Annotated in this window: 13 protein-coding genes; 9 read left to right on the top strand and 4 right to left on the bottom strand. The window is 37.7% G+C overall.

The annotated features are described in order from the left end of the window. Nucleotides 1-89: 89 nt before the first annotated feature. The 7 genes from C1631_RS06685 (at nt 90) to C1631_RS06655 (ending at nt 9,496) form a co-directional block, all read left to right on the top strand. Complete coding sequence (locus C1631_RS06685) at nt 90-521, top strand: DoxX family protein (protein WP_103249539.1); 432 nt, start codon at nt 90-92, stop codon at nt 519-521. Continuing rightward, the gene (locus C1631_RS06680) at nt 518-1,885 is read left to right on the top strand and encodes an alginate export family protein (protein WP_109711255.1); all 1,368 of its coding nucleotides are present in this window, start codon (nt 518-520) and stop codon (nt 1,883-1,885) included. Before C1631_RS06685 ends, C1631_RS06680 begins: the two co-directional genes overlap by 4 nt. 156 nt (nt 1,886-2,041) lie before the next feature. After that, nucleotides 2,042-2,770, top strand: coding sequence for a M17 family peptidase N-terminal domain-containing protein (locus C1631_RS06675; protein WP_109711253.1), 729 nt, complete (start codon nt 2,042-2,044; stop codon nt 2,768-2,770). 80 nt (nt 2,771-2,850) lie between these two features. Continuing rightward, complete coding sequence (locus C1631_RS06670) at nt 2,851-3,282, top strand: hypothetical protein (protein WP_109711251.1); 432 nt, start codon at nt 2,851-2,853, stop codon at nt 3,280-3,282. 126 nt (nt 3,283-3,408) lie between these two features. Further along, on the top strand, nt 3,409-5,541 hold the full coding sequence (locus C1631_RS06665) for a type IA DNA topoisomerase (protein WP_109711248.1): 2,133 nt from the start codon (nt 3,409-3,411) through the stop codon (nt 5,539-5,541). Between the two features lie 385 nt (nt 5,542-5,926). Then, nucleotides 5,927-8,287: a TonB-dependent receptor gene (locus C1631_RS06660; RefSeq protein WP_109711246.1), complete on the top strand. Its 2,361-nt coding sequence runs from the start codon at nt 5,927-5,929 to the stop codon at nt 8,285-8,287. A 6-nt stretch (nt 8,288-8,293) separates the two neighbouring features. Beyond that, a complete protein-coding gene (locus C1631_RS06655; RefSeq protein WP_109711244.1) occupies nt 8,294-9,496 on the top strand; it encodes a DUF4374 domain-containing protein in 1,203 nt (400 codons plus the stop codon). Nucleotides 9,497-9,603: 107 nt separating this feature from the next. Here C1631_RS06655 and C1631_RS06650 read toward each other — a convergent pair whose 3' ends face one another. From C1631_RS06650 to C1631_RS06640, 3 genes are all read right to left on the bottom strand, one after another. Further along, nucleotides 9,604-11,727, bottom strand: a complete 2,124-nt coding sequence (locus C1631_RS06650; RefSeq protein WP_109711242.1) for a TonB-dependent receptor domain-containing protein — start codon at nt 11,725-11,727, stop codon at nt 9,604-9,606. An 11-nt stretch (nt 11,728-11,738) separates the two neighbouring features. Next, nucleotides 11,739-12,947 (bottom strand): PepSY-associated TM helix domain-containing protein, encoded by a 1,209-nt coding sequence (locus C1631_RS06645; protein WP_109711240.1) that lies wholly within the window; start codon nt 12,945-12,947, stop codon nt 11,739-11,741. Between the two features lie 393 nt (nt 12,948-13,340). Then, on the bottom strand, nt 13,341-13,784 hold the full coding sequence (locus C1631_RS06640) for a hypothetical protein (protein WP_123966612.1): 444 nt from the start codon (nt 13,782-13,784) through the stop codon (nt 13,341-13,343). 188 nt (nt 13,785-13,972) lie between these two features. On the opposite strand from C1631_RS06640, the gene C1631_RS06635 reads away from it, so the two are divergent. After that, on the top strand, nt 13,973-14,395 hold the full coding sequence (locus C1631_RS06635) for a PaaI family thioesterase (RefSeq protein ID WP_103248526.1): 423 nt from the start codon (nt 13,973-13,975) through the stop codon (nt 14,393-14,395). Nucleotides 14,396-14,500: 105 nt separating this feature from the next. Next, nucleotides 14,501-14,845, top strand: coding sequence for a phage holin family protein (locus tag C1631_RS06630; RefSeq protein ID WP_103248527.1), 345 nt, complete (start codon nt 14,501-14,503; stop codon nt 14,843-14,845). 47 nt (nt 14,846-14,892) lie between these two features. Here the strand turns inward: C1631_RS06630 and C1631_RS06625 are convergent, their stop codons facing one another. Continuing rightward, complete coding sequence (locus C1631_RS06625) at nt 14,893-15,759, bottom strand: T9SS type A sorting domain-containing protein (protein ID WP_109711238.1); 867 nt, start codon at nt 15,757-15,759, stop codon at nt 14,893-14,895. Nucleotides 15,760-15,823: the final 64 nt, after the last annotated feature.

The raw sequence follows: 15,823 nt of genomic DNA, 5'->3' as shown, positions 1-15,823 counted from the left end.
CTTCACCAGCAAAGGAAGAAATATTACCATTCCTTGGCGGGACGGCCAATCATCCCAGCACACAAAAAAGTTAAAACTTGAATAAAGTCATGAAAAAACTCATCCATGTCATCACCAATACCAATCCAGCAGGAAAGCTAACCGATATTGCACTTTTAATCTTCAGAATATTACTTTCAGCAGAATTAATGGTAGCCCATGGCTTGAAAAAAATAGGAGTGGGTGTTTCCGAAGCAGAGCAGGTTCCCAATCCATTACATCTTCCTGAAGCATTCAACAATCTTTTTGCAGACGCAGCCAACCTTGTGTTTCCGGTATTTGTCATCTTTGGATTTTTCACAAGAATTGCAGTACTGCCTATTTTGGCAGTGACTCTTACGGGATATTTTGTCCTTCATTGGAATGATGCATTGCTGGTGAAAGATACCCCGTTTATGTACAGTCTGTGTTATTTGTTTTTGTTATTCGTAGGGGCGGGTAAATATTCTGTGGATTATTATATAAGGAAATTGACATCATGAGAAACCTGATTATCATTGTATTGTTTTTGCAGCTGCTTTTACCGACCCGGTTTTCAGCTCAGTTTAAGCTGATGAGGTTTGATGAAGATTATACTTCGTACAAAGATTCTGCAAAGACTTTTTATAATTCAATAAAATACATACCGCTTTCTGATAATAAAAACAAATATCTGTCATTGGGAGGAGAAGCAAGAGCTGAATTCGTGGATTTTAATAATGAGGATTGGGGCAGAATGGGAATTGGAAGCAATCCTTTTTTGATCCAGAGGTATACTCTGCATGCTGATCTGCATTTGGGTTCACGGGTAAGAATTTTCGGGCAGTTGAGAAGTGCCTGGGAAAATGGACGAAAAAACGGACCGAGACCTATTGATGAAGATCATTTGAATGTTCAGAATCTCTTTATTGACGTAGATCTGATAAAAGATGAAAAGGAAAAATTAACCGTTCGTGCAGGAAGACAGGAGCTTGATTATGGAAGTGGAAGACTGATTTCAGTGAGAGAGGGCCCGAATTTAAGACTCTATTTCGATGGATTGAAATTCATGTACAAAAGAGGAAATTTCAGATCAGACGCCTTTATGATGGCTGCCAGCGAAATCAGTCCGGGAGCATTTGACAACACATCTTCAAAATCGATTAACCTGTGGGGAAGTTATAACACTTTGATCATTCCCAAAAGGGGAAACCTGGAGCTGTATTATTTGGGAATTCACAGAAAAGATGTACGTTTTGAAGATGGAATTTCAGATGAAAACAGGCACACGCTGGGAGGAAGATTCTTTAGATATGGAGGAGGTTTTATATATAATTTTGAAGCAGCCTATCAGTTCGGTCATTTTAATAAGGGAAATATAAGCGCATGGACAGCTTCTGCAGATATCGGATATATGTTTGAAAATGTAAAAGGGAACCCTACAATTAATCTCAGGAATGATTATATCTCAGGAGATAGGGACAAAGGAGACGGAAAATTAGGAACATTTAATCCTCTCTATCCAAAAGGTGGATATTTTGGATTCAATCCTCAGATCGGTCCTGTCAATTTAATTGATATTCATCCCTACGCAACCGTTGATCTGAGTGACAAAATAACCGTTCAGGCAGATCTGGTTTTCAACTGGAGGTATTCAAATCAGGACGGAATTTACAGACCCAGCGGAACATTGAATCTGCCATCATCAGGATCAAAAAAGAAATATATAGGAACTGCTTTTCTGGGAAGTTTTAATTATAAGATCAATTCATTTTTAACCTTTAATACCGGAATTCAGTACTTCAATACAGGAGCCTTCATTAATGATGTAATAGAAAATCCTAAAGACGGACTTTTTATCAACTCCAGAATAGTATTTAAATTTTAAAAATAAACATGGGGAATTTGAAAATGAGATAATTTGAAAATAAATTGAACAACTATCCCACATCAATGCACCTTTCCAGCACAGAAACTACCTTTGAAAAAAATAGCAAGCAACTCGCACTCCGCATCTCGTAACAAACAACAAAAAATAAATCACATGAAAAATATACTAAAACAATCACTGGTAATTGCTGCTTTAGCATTCTCAACCATCACACTCGCACAAGCAACCACTGCAATTCCTGCCAAGACAACGGCGGTCGGAACTTCCAAAAACTGGGGATCTGTAGACGGAATCTCTATGATCGGATTGGTGCAGGGACCTTCATCAGCCGATGCACAACTCCAGGTGGCTTGTGTGTTTGAATACACAGAAGGCGATATCCATAGTGCACAGGCACTTCCAGCGAAAGTCAACGGACTGGTGCATCTGGATGATGCATTAAAAGGGGAATTGACCAACATCAGAAAATCCGGACAATTTCAGGGACACTCCCTGGAAACGATTCTCATCACTCCTCCGGCAGGATCTATGTCTGCCAAAAAATTACTGCTGATCGGGTTAGGCGATCGCAATAAATTTACCCCTGATCTGATGACATCCGTAGGAGAAGTGGCAGCCCGTGAAGCTATGAGATTAGGCGTTACGAATTTTGCCTTTGCCAGTGACCTGAAAGATGCTGGGATAGATTCTCCGACCGCTTTGGTAGCCGGAAATGTAGTCAAAGGAATTGTTCATGCCAACCGCGCAGAAAATTATCTGAAAGATCACAAACTATCCACCACAAAAAAACTGGAAAAAGTATATCTGCTGGCTGGCCCTGCCTTCTTTGAAACTGCAGGCGGAGGAATTGCCGATGCCATCTCAGAAGTACAAAAGAAATAATGAACTGGTTTCATTAATATTGTTGATTGAGCCTCCTTTTTTAAGGGGGCTTTTGTTATATTTACTTTTTAAGAAATGATATGGGATTAGGGCTTGAAATAAGTTTTGTGTTTGATAAAGAGGAACCTCTATGGCAATATCTGGACTTGAGAGATCGATGCCATTTTGACGGAAGAGACGGTTTAAATCTGGTGATGACTGGTGATGGTCTGGAAGATGAAGACCGATTATTGTGTCAAATAGAAAGAGTCTTAGAGATAGACTTGAAGATATTGGATTTCTGGAATTTTTATGAAGAATATATTGATCTGGAGGTTTTAAAATCTAATCTGGTACAATTGAAGAATGTATTGAAAAACCAACCTGATTTCTATAAAAAGATAGCGTATGGACATGATATTGAAGACGGGTATCTGAAGCAGAAGTTTGTTGAGGATGTAAATTTTCTTATTGAAAGGCTGGATCTTAATATTATAAATGGTGCAGAAAAAGTAATGTTTGTTAGCTCATAATTATTAATATTGCTGGCGGGTTTTGGATACTTGTACCTACAACGTATCAAAGATCAACTCCCAACTAAATTAGCTAAAGTCAAAAAAAATCCCGATTTTTGCACTCCTTCAATAAACCCCGAGTTCATGAAATTATGTATTGCCGAGAAACCCAGTGTTGCCAGAGATATTGCCAAAGTATTGGGCGCTACCATGCCTAAACAGGGCTATATGGAAGGGAACGGCTATTGCGTGACATGGACGTTCGGACACCTTTGTACGCTGAAAGAGCCTCACGATTACGGTCCTCAGTTTAAATCCTGGAATTTATTTTCATTGCCGATTATTCCCAATAGTTTTGGGATCAAGCTGATCCCGAATAAAGGCGTTGAAAATCAGTTTAAAGTGATTGAAAAATTGGTCGAAGAATGTGATGAGGTTATCAACTGCGGGGATGCCGGGCAGGAGGGAGAATTGATCCAGCGTTGGGTCTTGCAGAAAGCAAAATGCAATAAGCCCATTCAGCGTTTATGGATTTCTTCATTAACGGAAGAAGCCATTAAAGAAGGTTTTGCTACCTTGAAACCCGCTGATGATTACAAAAATCTTTACCTGGCAGGAAATGCAAGAGCGATCGGAGATTGGTTGCTGGGGATTAATGCAACACGTCTTTTTACCAAGAAATTTGGTGGAAATAAAGCCGTTCTTTCAATCGGAAGAGTGCAGACCCCTACATTGGCTATGCTTGTTCAGCGCCAGAAAGAAATTGATGCTTTTACCACAGAAGAATATTGGGAGTTAAAAACAAAATACCGTGACGTTATTTTTAATGCCGCAATTGATCGTTTAAAAACCCTTGAACGTGCCGAAAAAGGACTTGAATATCTGAAAGTCAATCCTTTTGAAATCGTTTCTTTTGAAATTAAAGAAGGAAAAGAAAAAAATCCGAGACTTTTTGACCTTACCGGTCTTCAGGTGGAGGCCAACAAGAAATATGGATATTCAGCAGAGAATACATTAAATTATATTCAAAGTCTTTACGAAAAGAAGCATGTGACTTATCCGCGTGTTGATACCACCTATCTATCCGAAAGTTTATATCCGAAAATAGAAGGTATTCTTCAGAAAATGTATCCTTACCAGGAGTTGATCGCCCCTTTGCTGGAGGCTCCGATTCCAAAATCAAAGGCTGTTTTTGATGATTCAAAAGTAACCGATCACCACGCCATCATTCCTACAGAAGTACCGCCTTCTCAAAATCTGAGCAGGGAGGAAAAACTGATTTACGATCTGATTGCCAAACGTTTTATTGCCGTATTTTATCCGGAATGTAAGATTTCCAATACTTTGGTTGAAGGAAAAGTAGGAACGATTCCTTTCAAAACCAGTGGAAGACAGGTTCTGGAACCGGGATGGAGAGCTGTGTATGCCAAAGAGCCCAAAGAAGAATCTACCGATAAAGACAAAGAAAAGGAAAAAGAGGAAGAACAGACCATCCCTGAATTTGTGGTGGGAGAAACCGGACCTCATGATCCGATGATTCACCAGGGAAAAACTACCCCTCCGAAACCTTACACGGAAGCAACTTTGCTGAGAGCCATGGAAACTGCCGGAAAACAGGTAGAAGATGAAGAACTGCGTGAGATGTTGAAGAACAATGGTATTGGAAGGCCATCTACACGTGCCAATATTATCGAAACCCTTTTCAAAAGAAAGTACATTGAAAAGAAACGAAAAAACCTTATTGCTACCCAAACCGGAATTCAGTTGATTGATACCATCGAAGACGAGCTGTTAAAAAGCCCGGAACTGACCGGAGAATGGGAATCAAAGCTTCGTAAAATTGAGAAAGGCGAATATGAAGCTAACCTTTTCAAAGAAGAACTGATTCAGATGGTGACGGAACTGACTGATAAAGTAGTCTACGGAAAAGGAAAAGTGATTACCTTACAGGAAGAAGAAAAAGAGGTGGTTAAGGAAAAGAAAAAAAGAGAACCTGCTCAGAAAAAAGAACTTCAGTCCTGGGAAGAAACAAAATGTCCGAAGTGTAAAGAACACAATCTGATTAAAGGAAAAACCGCTGTAGGCTGCTCCGACTTCAAAAATTGTGGCTTTAAAATTACCTTTGAAATTTTCGGAAAGAAATTAACGGATAAGCAATTGATGGATCTTGTGTTGAAAGGCAAAAGCTCAAAACTGAAAGGATTCAATGCCCACCCGGAAAGTATTGCAGAAGGTGTTCTTGCTTTAGGTGATGACTTCCAGGTACAGCTTAATTAATAGGTATTTTATTTAAAACCTGTACAATCTCCTTTATCTCTGAGAGGAGAAAATTTTACATCCTAACAAATATTGAGTTCGGAATAGGCATTATCCGGGTTGAGAAATGGTGAAATTTGTTAGTCTTTTTATTATAATTCAATGAAAACTCGAAAAATCTACGTGATCAGGCTTGATTTTTCGGATGATTTTTTTCATATTCGGAAAATGTACTCATCTGATATATTAAATGTTTGTATCTGAATGTAAACGATTTATCTGGTTAGACAAAATGTATATTATAAAAAACATTATATATAATTAGAATAATTAAAAATAAAAGAGCCTTTTCCTTGGGGTATTCATAGGGAACCTTTAATTTTGCTATTTATAATAATTATAAATAATGAAATTGTATCAACGTATTTTTATCTTTCTCATTTTTACTCTTTCAATTTCCCTTATCAGTGCACAGGATACTGATTCTTCGGTTCAGGGAGTTGTTCAGGATCATAAAAAACAGGGCTTAAGTGGAGTAACCGTTTTTGTAGAAAATACAAAAATTAAAACACAAACTGATCAAAATGGAAATTTCAGGATTAACTACAAAAAAGGAGAGGCTGTATTGATCTTCAATCTGGGTGGCTATAAAAAGCTCAGAAAGAAAATAAACTTCTATGGCGAAGGATCTCCGATAAGTATTGAGCTAGCCGAGGATCAGGCGGTTGTAGAAGAAGTTACCATATATGGTAAAGGGAAAGTGAAGGCACTGCAGGATGGTGCTTTTACGGTTAATGCTATAGATGTAGCGAAGCTGGCCAATACTACGGCCGATCTTAATCAGGTTCTGAACAGGACAACAGGGATCAAAGTTCGGCAACAGGGTGGTGTAGGTTCTGATTATAACTTCTCTATCAATGGAATGTCTGGTAAAGCTGTGAAATTCTTTATCGATGGCGTTCCTTTGGAAATGCTTGGGAAAGGAGTAGACCTTAGTACATTGCCTGTGAATATGGCCGATCGTGTTGAGATTTATAAAGGGGTTGTTCCTATCCATCTAAGTACTGATGCTATGGGAGGAGCGGTCAATATTATTACTCCGGGAAGCAGCAAAAATTATCTGGATGCAGGGATCAGTGTAGGGTCTTTTAATACACAGCGTATCAATCTGAATGGACAGTTTAAAGATGATAAAACAGGACTAATTTTACGCATCAACAGTTTTTATAACCATTCAGATAACAATTATCTGATGAAGGATATGAAAATCTGGAATGCTGCCAAAAACGAATATGAGCCAAGAAATGTAAAGCGTTTTAATGACAGATATCAATCTGTTTTTGGAATGGCTGAGGTTGGATTAGAAAACAAAAGTTGGGCAGATTCGTTTTTTATAGGGGCTTCACAATCAGTTTTTAACAAACAGATACAAACAGGTTCCAACCAGGATGTAGTATACGGTGGAGTAAAGCAAAGTGGAGAAGCTCAGAATTACTTTATGAAATACAAAAAAGCGCATCTCTTTAATGACCACCTGGATGTAAATCTTTATGCCGGTTTTTCTCGAAGTGTTCAGAAAGCAACCGATACTCTTATGCGTAAATACAGCTGGGATGGTACTTTCGAGCCTTCTGCCACCAGTGAGAAAGGAGGGCGAAGTATGATCATGCAACATGAAGATCGTCTTTATTCACAGCTAGGCGCTACTTACAGGATCGTTGACCATCATAAGCTTATATTTAATTATGTACTCGATTATCTTAAAAATACCACATTCAATAAATTAGAGGAGGAAAAAGATGACGTAGTTCCCGCAAAGATGACCAAACAGATCATATCTATGGCGTATCAACAGGAATTTTTTAATAAGCACTGGACCAATATTTTCTTTGCTAAATATTACAAGGTAGGACTTCAGAAGATGGTTTTTGATCAGATTACCAGAACTGATAACCCCGTAAAAGATAATTTCAGTAGCTGGGGATATGGCTTTGCCACCACAGTAAAAATTACCAGAAACCTTGGCCTGAAAGGATCATTTGAACGTTCTTATCGCTTGGTGGAACCACAGGAAATCTTCGGAGATGGTGTTGCGGTCACAAGTAATATGAATCTGAAACCTGAAACAAGCAATAATGTAAATGTTGGTTTGTACTTCAATCATCATTGGGGGCCACATGCTTTCCGCATAGAAGGTGCAGGGTACATCCGTGATACAAAAGATTTTATCTACACCGTTCCTAATTTGTACAACAGTACTTTCAAATATGAAAACCTTTCCAATATCTTTACCCGCGGACTGGAAGGAGAGTTGAGTTATCAATACAAAAGGCTCCTGAATGTGCTAATGAATGTGAGCTACAATAAGGCTTATGACAATACAAAATTTGCCAACAACAGCGAAGATGTAGTTTCAGCAACTTACAAAAAAGATGTTCCCAACCAACCCTGGTTATTTGGAAATGTGAATGTAAGCATCGGTAAAGATGACTGGTTTCAAAAAGACAGCCGTGTAGAGCTTTACTACGGGCTACAAATGACTGAGTGGTTCTACAAAAACTGGAAAACCTATGGAAATCCAAGGAACATCCCGATTATTCCAAGACAAATCCTGCATAATATTGGTATAAGCTACTCTATGAAAAGTGGAAGGTATAATCTTGCATTCGATGTAACTAATCTTACCGACGCTCTGGCATATGATAATTTTAAACTTCAGAAGCAGGGACGTGCTTTCTATGTAAAATTCAGATATCTATTTAAGTAAAAGATCATGACACAATATTTCAAAAACAGTATATTTTTACTATTCGCCTGCTTAGCCATTATTAGCTGTGAACGAGAACCAGGCTCCGGAGATTCCGGAAGTGGTGAAAAGGATTATAAATATTTTCTGCTTTCTGCTTTAGGAAGCTGGCCCAATACCGTACACTATATGACGGCGACCAACGACCTTTCAAAAGGTGAAATGGATATTACCAAAGAAGGGGATGAAATTAATTCTAAAGGAACTTACTCCTACATTGTCAAAAATGGGTTTATTTATAATTACAAAACCGATCAGGGAATCTTCAAAAAGTTTAAATATACACAAGACAGGCTGACTACTGTTAAAGAAGTTCCATTTACCTATATCAGTGATATTTCCAGCTATATATGGGTAGATAACAATACTTTGGTATTAATTGGAGAAACTGGAGATGGTCAGCATATACGTTATACAGTTTTCAACGCATCCGATCTTAGTATCATCCGTCAGGGAGAAATCGAAGGATTTGAATCCTTCCCAAATGATTATAATTTCTATACAGTAGGCTCTGTAACCTACATGGACGGAAATATTTACTTGCAGTATAGCTTCCGTAATGGAAAGTGGCTTACTCCCGAATATTATAACCTGGCAGTAATAGATTATAAAACATTTAAAGTAAAGCACTCAGTAAGTGATAATCGCAGCTCAGGTGTGGCTAATGGCTCTCCTTATTTTAAAACGGCTTTCAGAAAAGATAATGAAGCATTTTATTATGCTTGTTTTCCACGTATAGGAGCCGGAACAAGTAAAATCAGTCTCTTCAGAGTTTTGAAAGGAGCTACCTCTCCGGATCCGGGATATCAGATCAATCTTACCGATCTGCTAGGAAACAAAACGCTTGAAACGATGATCGATTACATCGGTAACAACAAGATGGTGGTATTGTATCGTGATCCTACATTAGGAAATACCTATAATGGTCGTTATGCTATTATAGATATTGAAACCAGACAATTGGTTAGAGTATTGGACGAGTTGCCTGGTGATGAGCCTTATGAACAAGGCGCTTTTGTTCAGGATAAAAAGCTGTACATTGCCGTAAATGCCAGCAAGGGAGGAAACTATGTGTGGATATACGACCTGCAAACTGATAAGATTACCAAAGGAATGAAACTTCCTGATAATATTTCCGGCTTTGCCCGCTTTGATAAATTCTACGATTAATCAAAGTATTTACTTCATAAAAAAGCTGTTCTCAAATTTTGAGAACAGCTTTTTTTTATCTACTTAGAGCCTTGTCAAGGTTTTAAACCTTGACAAGGCTCCCCAGACTAAAGTTTGTAATTAAATGACAGCGTTACCACACGGCTGTCCAGATTATATTTTTGACGGACGGTAGAGCTGAAGTTATTTCCCGTCACGCGGTAATTATTTGTTTTTAATAAGTCCGTTACGGCTAGCTTTAAGGTTGCTTTATCTTTCCATAATGTTTTTGAAACTCCCAGAGTCAGATCAAAATAGGCATCACGGATAAACAATCCAATATTCGATTTTGAGAAGTATTGTGCATTAGCTTCTGCTTTTACCCCTTTTGCAATGTTGAAACTGTTCTGTGCATTGAGTGTAAATGCCAGCTGTGAGCTGTTTACTGAGTAATTCTGATAATTGCCTTTATATTCATTGTTGAATACATTAAGCATGGATGTCAGTGACCACCAGTTGAAAAGTTTTGTAGTGGCGGTTATATTGGCACCATATACATAAGATTTGTTCAGATTATCCTGAGTCTTAACCAGGATTCCAGTGTCCGGCTGGTAGTTGTATACTTCTGTCATGACGTCATTGGTTACACTAAAGTAAGCCGATGCTATGATATATTTTCCCCAGGTATATCCCAATTCTGTTGCATGGGTAAATTCAGGATTCAGATTGGGATTTCCCTGCCAGTAGTTAAAAGGATCATCATAGAAACGGAAAGGATTCAGGTCAAAGTGGCTTGGTCTGTTGATTCGTTTACTATAAGAAGCATAAAATCCATGCTGATCATTCATCTGATATTTGATCGATGCACTTGGGAACAGGTTGGTGTAATCCCTTTTTCGCTGCTCATTGGATGTTTTCTGGTTAATGTCTGTATGTGTCATTTCCGTTCTCAATCCTATTTGGAACGTCCATCTTGTAAGGTTCAGTTTGTAGTTGGCATACAATGCATGAATCTGTTCTTTATATACATACTCATTACTTGCTTTATCATCATTGATCCAACCCTCACCTTGCTGTATAAAATATTCCGAAGGATTATTATTAGACTTTATGGTGGATTTCAATCCCGTTTCAAGACTATGTTTTTCGCTAAAAGGTAAGGTAAAATCTACTTTGGCATTGAAGACTTTCAGACGGGAAGAAATGGTACCTCTTCTGTTGTTAAATTGCTCCGTTCCAAGATTCACTAACGTATTTGAAAGCTGATTCTGGCGGGAGCTGAAACGTGAAGTTTCATATTCCAGATCTACATCTGCTTTATAATCCTTATCGTTAAAGATATGTGTACCTTTCAGGTTATAGGTATAATCATACCAGTTTTCTTTGCTGCCATTATCGGAAAGGACATGAGCAAAAAGATAGTCTGCAGGCTGAAATATTCTGTTTTCTCCTTTCGAAAAATCTTCATAACGACCTATTTTAGCGTCAAATAAAGCGCCAATAGTCGTTTTATCACTAAATGCATAATCAGTTCCGAATTTAAAATTATTGGAGGTTAAAGGCTCATTGGTTGTTGAGTTCTGATCCGTTTTCCTCGTTATGAGTTGAGGTTGTTTTTCATCAAAGAATACCTGATTGAATTCCCGTCTTTCTTCCTCACCACGGAAAGTATAGCTGTAGTCCCCGTGCAATGACAATTTCTTATGGGTATAGTTCAGGCTTAGTCCGGTATTAATTCTGTTTTTACGGCCTCTTCCTCCGTTCAGGTAATAAGTTCCGCTTACACCTTCCAGTGAGCTTTTTTTAAGTATAATATTAATAATCCCTGCATTCCCTGCAGCATCGTATTTGGAAGAAGGATTGGCAATAATTTCAATGTTTTTTACCAGGGTAGAGTTGGTAGAGCGCAGCAGGTTGGCCAGTTCCTTAGTTGAAAGGGAGCTTAGCTTACCATTAATCATTACACTTACTCCTTTCTTACCGCGTAGAGAGAGTTCGCCTTCCTGCGAAACAACCACACCCGGGGTTTTACCCAATAATTCAAGTACGGTAGTACCATCAGACAATACACTATTTTCTACATTAAAAATCATTTTATCGGCTTTTTGTTGAAAGACCGCTTTGCTTGCTTTGAGGACAACACCGCTAATTTCTGAAGTTTTTTCTGTCTGCAAAGAATCATTAAGGTTTTCCGTTTGTCCGTAGGCATTCAGGCTCGCCATTAAAGGTAGCCATATATAGTGTTTCTTCATGATAATAGATTTTAGGTTGTTGTTTTCTTTTTATTTTTTCGTCCCCACCAGATCATAAACCCTGTTATGGGCAATGATGCACAGAATAAACTCATAATGAAGGCCAGTATTTTTCCTGGCATTCCAAAGAAGGCTCCCACATGCAAATCATAGGTAGCATCTGTTGCTCGTTCAGCCACAGGTTTGTCTTTGTGGGGGTGACTCAGCAGAAGCTTCCCTGAATGTTCATCAAAGATCATCATGGACGACTCGGCATAGGTGAATTCTTTTTCTTTAATCCAAATGCTTAGGTTATCGTGTTTGTGATCAGCCTCAGCATGGTCTTCCAGATCAATTCCAAAAGAATACGCTTCCGGATAATGAGTTTTTACCTGTTCTATGATACGGTCTATAGTGGTTGTCGTTTCAACAGATTCCGGAGCGGTTGTTTTGTACTGACTGTAATCGGGTGTAGCAGTCGAAAAGCCATTAAGTACAAAATAAACCCACATCTGAGTAATACGGAACGAATACATGATCCCGGTAATCGCTACAATAATGGCCAAAAAAGAAGCATAAAAACCAAGGATATTGTGCACATCGTAGTTCTTGCGTCGCCAGCCTTTTACCTTCTCCCATTGAAACCATAGACGCTGTTTGCGCATTTTTTTATTCTTCGGCCACCAAAGGATAATCCCTGTAATCAGCATTATTACAAAGATAATGGTGGATATTCCTACAATAGTACCGCCTACCTTGTTGCTTAGTAATAATGACCGGTGCAGAGCCATACAAATAAAGAAAGGGTTGTTTTTTACATCATATATGGCAAGTACCTTTCCGGTATATTGGTTTACATAAATGTTTTTATAGACAATAATGCTATTGAAGTGATTCCACCCATCAGGGTTACCTTTAATCAGTCCGAATTGATAGGAACGGGCAGGATCTATAGGAATGGTAACTTCATCTGTTTTTACGATTTCATTTTTCAGCTGAGCGTTCACAAGGTCTTTTAACTCTCGTAAAGGGATCGGCTTTTTATGCTGAATATCTTTCTCTCCATGAAAGATATGTTCTTTACGCATTGCTGCGGTGATATCTTCATTAAAAACAAAAAATGCTCCCGATAAAGAAACTATTAATACGATGATTCCAGATATCAGCCCAAGCCATAAGTGTGCTTTCAGAATATATTTTTTTAAAGTACCCTTCGACTTCTTTTTACCAATCTGCTGCATTTTATTATTATTTAGTCTTATTAAAAATAAAGAAGTAGCAAATATAACTTTATTTATAGTAATTCCAGACAGTGATAAAGCTTTATTTCGTCCAGGGAACCTGATTTTTATTAGGGTTTATAAGAATTTAAAGAGTCAAAATAAAGAATTATAAGAAAATTGATAACAATGCGACATAACAGAAAGATTTGTGTCGCTATTTTTAAACTGTATACAGTGGAGAATACGGGATTGGAGCCTGTGATCTTTTGATTGCCAGTCAAACCTGCTATATTTTACTAAATAGCTCAGTCAAAAATGTTATCATTCCCATTCTATCGAGGGCAGATCAAACTCATGATTTGACAAAGTGATATTTTTACCACATCACTCACAATAATTTGTTCATGACCATTACCGGAACAATTTTTCATACCATCCATCAATATCCGTTTTGATATCGTCATGATGCTTGCATAAGATCAAAGCAAGTTCCAGTTCAGATCTTTCCGATTTATAGGGGTTCAGGGTAAGATATCCGAAAAAGTTCCCGTTCTCATCAAGAATTGCCGGAGGGTAAGAAGCGTAGGCACTCCATGGAGAATAAGTACTGTAGGTACTTCCATAGTTTCCGTTGGTATTCCAGATGGATTTTGAACTGAATGCATTTCCGTAATCACTAAACTTATTCCACACTGAATTTTTATCAAAAGTATCACAGTTGATACAGCCCAGATATTGGTTCTGATCAGCACCTCCATATAAATGCAGGGTTTGTGCCTGCAAAATACCTATTGTCAGCAACCCTGAAAATACTAAAAACTTTTTAACCCCCATAGGATCAATCCTTTTCTGCAAAGCTAATATTTCCCTATGAAAAATGCTGTTTTTTTGTTGAGCAAAAGGCAAAAATTTATAATAGGTTTATTTTTTTCTCCTCCTGTTTTTTATTTTCTCAGTTTCCTTTGCCTTAGTTTGAAAATCTTTCCGCATGATTACTTACTTTTTAAATCAATCCACTACATTTACATTCAAATTAGAGAACAATGACACCAGAGAAAAAGAAACTCATCACAGACAGCTTTAACCGTTCGGAAACATTGAAATTTTATCGTGCCGAATTATTGGAAGCAGAAATTGATTTTATCTCAATTAAAATCCCCAAAATGGAAATGATGACCAGAAAAGCGGGAATGTTCAATGGAGCCATGATTGCTTCTCTGGTAGATGTTTCTTCAGGATATGCTGCGGTGAGTCATTATGAACAAGATTGCTATGTAGTGACGGTAGAGTTGAAGGTTAATTACCTTCGTCCGGCAATAGGAGATGCTTTGGTCTCCAAATCTTATGTTATCAAAGGGGGAACGAAAATCAGCGTTGTAAGAACGGAAATTTATGTGGTGCACGAAGAGTCAGGATCGGAAAGCCATGTGGCTACTTCATTGGTAACCATGATGAAAATAAGATAGAAGCTATTAAAATATTCTTTAAATAGGATATTTTGTTGAAAAATTTTCACAAAAATGGAATAGCTTTTGCTCCATATGCCCCATAAACATTAAAAAAATAACGATATGAACTTAATTATCAGATTATTTGTAACGGCAATAGTTGCTTATCTTTTAACAAAAATTTTACCGGGAGTAAAGTTTGAAGGATTTTCGTCAGCCATTATTTTTGCTCTTGTACTTGGAGTACTCAATATCTTTGTAAAACCAATCTTAAGCCTTTTCGGACTTCCGCTGACTGTTATCACGCTGGGATTTTTTGCATTGGTCATCAACGCGGCCATTATTATGATTGCCGATTATTTTATAGATAGCATGGTAGTAGACGGTTTCTGGTGGGCATTTATCTTCAGTATTCTACTATCAATTGTGACCTCTCTGGCCAATTCGATGTTCTCAGATGGAGAATAAAGAATTAGAAATATATCAAAACAAAAACCGCTTAACCAGCGGTTTTTTTATTTTTTAATGAATTTCAGTAAAACTAAACTCCCTTGCTGGTCTTTTAATTTTAGAAAATAATTTCCTGAAATAAGATGGCTAATAGAAATTTCTTTTGCAAATGGATTCTCTATAACTACTTTTCCATTGACATCTATGATTTGATATTCTTGAAAATGACGGTCAGTATTTACTTTTAAAATATCTGAAACAGGATTCGGATACACTTTGATCAAAACATCTTTATTTTTTGACACCGTTTCATGACTCGCTAAAAATAAGCATGAAGGCGGAGTTGCAATAATTCCGTCTGTAAAGTCATAATATAAAGTGCTTCCCGCCGGAATCAGATCCGTACTGATGGCTTGAGGAAAATTCTCATAAAGGAAACAGTTGTTGAAGCGTAGGTTAGCATTGTCAAAATTTTTGGTAATTTTATACCAGGACTCACATCCTGCAGGCTGCATCGTTGTGCCTGGCCAGAAACTATCAATGACAAATCCGTCAATTGAATTGGGATTAACCATATCAATCATTACACAGCTTCCTGCCGTCCATGTAGAAGGTGCTTTAAAATAAATAACTGCTGGCGGAATATTTCCGGTATAATATTTTTTACTGATTATCGCTGAAGAATTTCCCTGCCCATTAACAAGAAATGCTTTGATTTCCTTATTCTGATCAATAGGAATCTGCATAGTGTTGACTGCTGATGCCGAGCTTAGTGTGGGTGTACTTCCGTCAGTCGTATAATAAATTGTTCCGTTTCCCGAAATAGTAGCCTGATATGTACTGTTGTAATGAGTTGCAGCGGGCAGTATTGTTATTTGTGAAAAATAGAATGACGATAAAAATAGCGATGAAGAAAGTAAAAATTTTTTCATGGAAAATGGGTGTTTAGTTTTTTCTAAAATTAGTAAAATTTATCAAGAGATAAATGAATGATCT

This window comes from Chryseobacterium phosphatilyticum, assembly GCF_002899825.2.
Lineage (GTDB): Bacteria > Bacteroidota > Bacteroidia > Flavobacteriales > Weeksellaceae > Chryseobacterium > Chryseobacterium phosphatilyticum.
This window is presented reverse-complemented; position numbering and strand designations above follow the sequence as displayed.

Bases quoted from the DNA above. Each gene is read 5' to 3' on its own strand.
- C1631_RS06630 (WP_103248527.1), top strand. From the start codon at position 14,501: ATGAACTTAATTATCAGATTATTTGTAACGGCAATAGTTGCTTATCTT.
- C1631_RS06670 (WP_109711251.1), top strand. From the start codon at position 2,851: ATGGGATTAGGGCTTGAAATAAGTTTTGTGTTTGATAAAGAGGAACCT.
- C1631_RS06655 (WP_109711244.1), top strand. From the start codon at position 8,294: ATGACACAATATTTCAAAAACAGTATATTTTTACTATTCGCCTGCTTA.
- C1631_RS06660 (WP_109711246.1), top strand. From the start codon at position 5,927: ATGAAATTGTATCAACGTATTTTTATCTTTCTCATTTTTACTCTTTCA.
- C1631_RS06685 (WP_103249539.1), top strand. From the start codon at position 90: ATGAAAAAACTCATCCATGTCATCACCAATACCAATCCAGCAGGAAAG.
- C1631_RS06650 (WP_109711242.1), bottom strand. From the start codon at position 11,727: ATGAAGAAACACTATATATGGCTACCTTTAATGGCGAGCCTGAATGCC.
- C1631_RS06635 (WP_103248526.1), top strand. From the start codon at position 13,973: ATGACACCAGAGAAAAAGAAACTCATCACAGACAGCTTTAACCGTTCG.
- C1631_RS06680 (WP_109711255.1), top strand. From the start codon at position 518: ATGAGAAACCTGATTATCATTGTATTGTTTTTGCAGCTGCTTTTACCG.
- C1631_RS06645 (WP_109711240.1), bottom strand. From the start codon at position 12,947: ATGCAGCAGATTGGTAAAAAGAAGTCGAAGGGTACTTTAAAAAAATAT.
- C1631_RS06675 (WP_109711253.1), top strand. From the start codon at position 2,042: ATGAAAAATATACTAAAACAATCACTGGTAATTGCTGCTTTAGCATTC.
- C1631_RS06625 (WP_109711238.1), bottom strand. From the start codon at position 15,759: ATGAAAAAATTTTTACTTTCTTCATCGCTATTTTTATCGTCATTCTAT.
- C1631_RS06665 (WP_109711248.1), top strand. From the start codon at position 3,409: ATGAAATTATGTATTGCCGAGAAACCCAGTGTTGCCAGAGATATTGCC.